The organism is Bacillus cereus group sp. BfR-BA-01408 (assembly GCF_022663305.1).
Taxonomy (GTDB): Bacteria; Bacillota; Bacilli; order Bacillales; family Bacillaceae_G; genus Bacillus_A; species Bacillus_A pacificus.
Map to the genome: position 1 here is coordinate 1 of NZ_JAKUFF010000164.1, position 1,386 is coordinate 1,386.

Consider the following 1,386-nt stretch of genomic DNA (forward strand, 5'->3'; position numbering starts at 1 on the left):
CCCTCTACCTCCTCCATTTTTTCTAAAGTAAATATTTTATCGTCGCGGGGTGGAGCAGTCTGGTAGCTCGTCGGGCTCATAACCCGAAGGTCGCAGGTTCAAATCCTGTCCCCGCAACCAAGGTCCCGTGGTGTAGTGGTTAACATGCCTGCCTGTCACGCAGGAGATCGCCGGTTCGACCCCGGTCGGGACCGCCATTTTTACATAAAGGCTCGGTAGCTCAGTCGGTAGAGCAGAGGACTGAAAATCCTCGTGTCGGCGGTTCGATTCCGTCCCGAGCCACCATTTTGAAGTCGCAAGCCGGCTTAGCTCAATTGGTAGAGCAACTGACTTGTAATCAGTAGGTTGGGGGTTCAAGTCCTCTAGCCGGCACCACTTTCAAAATGAGCCATTAGCTCAGTTGGTAGAGCATCTGACTTTTAATCAGAGGGTCGAAGGTTCGAGTCCTTCATGGCTCACCATTTACAATTTAATGCGGGTGTAGTTTAGTGGTAAAACAAGAGCCTTCCAAGCTCTGGTCGAGAGTTCGATTCTCTTCACCCGCTTTTCAATTATGGGCCTATAGCTCAGCTGGTTAGAGCGCACGCCTGATAAGCGTGAGGTCGATGGTTCGAGTCCATTTAGGCCCACCATAATTGTTCCGCAGTAGCTCAGTGGTAGAGCTATCGGCTGTTAACCGATCGGTCGTAGGTTCGAGTCCTACCTGCGGAGCCATATTTATAGAGAAGTACCCAAGTGGCTCAAGGGGCTCCCCTGCTAAGGGAGTAGATCGCGAACGCGGTGCGAGGGTTCGAATCCCTTCTTCTCTGCCAGTAATTGGCCCGTTGGTCAAGTGGTTAAGACACCGCCCTTTCACGGCGGTAACACGGGTTCGAATCCCGTACGGGTCATACTAAAAGAGATAGCATAATCTGCTATCTCTTTTTTGTTGTGTAAAAGTAGCCTTTGGATAGTCTGCTTTTTTTTATGAATTAAAAGAAAGATGAAGTATTCGCTGTTACAGTTGGGAATACAGAGAGCTGTAAGTATAATCATGTTGTTTACCTTGACCTGTATGAGTATGAAGGAATGTTCACTTAACAAATCATACTCAAATTGAATTTTTATCTCGGCCGTATGCTAAAGCCTCCTGCACTTGGATAAACGGGTAAATCTCATAGCTGGGAAGATCCTAAGGAATTAGTTGTAGAGTTATTAGATACCGTTGAATAATAAAAATTGAAATATGGGTTGTTCAAACAAAGGATGCTGTATTAGGCGCTACGGCGGAAAATAAATAATATATAGAAGAAACTGTCTCTCAGTAGGTGATCTACTGGAGGCAGTTTTTTTATGCTGTCATTATTGTCGAGTTTTGTCGGTAAGTCGATATATTGCAAAAATCGC

At 46.0% G+C, this 1,386-nt stretch carries 10 tRNA genes and 1 pseudogene; 10 read left to right on the forward strand and 1 reads right to left on the reverse strand.

The annotated features are described in order from the left end of the window. Nucleotides 1-43: 43 nt before the first annotated feature. The 10 genes from MR083_RS26480 (at nt 44) to MR083_RS26525 (ending at nt 890) form a co-directional block, all read left to right on the forward strand. A tRNA-Met gene (locus tag MR083_RS26480) sits at nt 44-120 on the forward strand. Between the two features lies 1 nt (nt 121). Continuing rightward, a tRNA-Asp gene (locus tag MR083_RS26485) sits at nt 122-197 on the forward strand. Between the two features lie 12 nt (nt 198-209). Continuing rightward, nucleotides 210-285, forward strand: a tRNA-Phe gene (locus MR083_RS26490). Nucleotides 286-299: 14 nt separating this feature from the next. After that, nucleotides 300-375, forward strand: a tRNA-Thr gene (locus MR083_RS26495). A gap of 10 nt (nt 376-385) precedes the next feature. After that, nucleotides 386-461, forward strand: a tRNA-Lys gene (locus MR083_RS26500). Nucleotides 462-474: 13 nt separating this feature from the next. Further along, a tRNA-Gly gene (locus MR083_RS26505) sits at nt 475-545 on the forward strand. A 10-nt stretch (nt 546-555) separates the two neighbouring features. Next, nucleotides 556-632, forward strand: a tRNA-Ile gene (locus MR083_RS26510). A gap of 7 nt (nt 633-639) precedes the next feature. Next, nucleotides 640-714 (forward strand) — tRNA-Asn (locus MR083_RS26515). Nucleotides 715-721: 7 nt separating this feature from the next. Continuing rightward, nucleotides 722-812 (forward strand) — tRNA-Ser (locus MR083_RS26520). A 6-nt stretch (nt 813-818) separates the two neighbouring features. Next, nucleotides 819-890 (forward strand) — tRNA-Glu (locus MR083_RS26525). Between the two features lie 99 nt (nt 891-989). Here MR083_RS26525 and MR083_RS26530 read toward each other — a convergent pair. Next, nucleotides 990-1,145: pseudogene (locus MR083_RS26530) on the reverse strand (IS4 family transposase); the annotation flags it as partial. Between the last annotated feature and the right edge of the window lie 241 nt (nt 1,146-1,386).